This is a genomic window from Bradyrhizobium sp. LeoA1Lang, from assembly GCF_055413685.1.
Genome location: NZ_JBVAPG010000438.1, coordinates 1 through 841 on the forward strand (window position 1 = coordinate 1; position 841 = coordinate 841).

Annotated in this window: 1 protein-coding gene; it reads right to left on the reverse strand. The window is 59.8% G+C overall.

Annotation, left to right across the window (positions count from 1 at the left end):
* On the reverse strand, nucleotides 1-763 hold a 763-nt coding region (locus tag ACZYOF_RS44010; RefSeq protein ID WP_463719625.1), incomplete at its 3' end, for an IS5 family transposase.
* Nucleotides 764-841: the final 78 nt, after the last annotated feature.

Sequence of the window (841 nt, forward strand, 5' to 3'; positions counted from 1 at the left end):
CGTGATCGGCGGTATCGTACGCCTTGTCCTCGCCGGCCGTGATGCGGTGGCCGGCGGCTTTGCCTTGGGCCTTCAGCATGATCTCCGAGGCGCGGCGTTCGGTCGCCAGCCCATGCCGGTTCTCCATTGTGGCATGGCCCATATAGCAGAGCTTCGCCTCCCGCCCGGCCGCCTTGCGGTAAAGCCTGCTGTTTGGATCGCTGGTACTCGCATGGGTGTCGTTCTTGCGCTTCTGGCCATGGAAGTTTGCGCCGCCATCATCGTCACCGCTACCGTCCTTGGGACGAAAGCTCTTCTGTGACGCCCAGGCTTCGATCAGCGTTCCATCCACCGAGAAATGCTCGTCCGACAGCAGCGGCTTGACCTGCGGATGGTTCAGAAGCCGGGTCATGAATTTCTTAAACACCCCGCCGTTCTGCAGCCGGTCTCGGTTCTTGGTGAAGGTGGTCGGGTCCCAGACCGGGTCGTCGGGCGAAAGCCCCACAAACCAGCGGTACAAAAGATTGTAGTCCAGTTGCTCCATCAACTGGCGTTCCGAGCGAATACCGTAGAACACCTGCAGCAGTAACGCGCTCAGCAATTGCTCCGGAGGCGTCGAGGGACGTCCTTCGCTCGCGTAGAGCTTCCCCAAGTCGCGATTCATCTCCGTCAGCACATCGCGGACGAACTGCCGGATCTTCCTGAGCGGATGGTCCGCAGGAACTCGTGCCTCCGGCGTAATGTACGAAAATAATCCGCCCTGATCCGAAAAAGCGCCCCGCATGCGAACCCCCGACGATCCATGATCGATATAGAATCATCAATCGCAGCCCCTGACGAGGGCTTTTTCAGCAGACTGCTA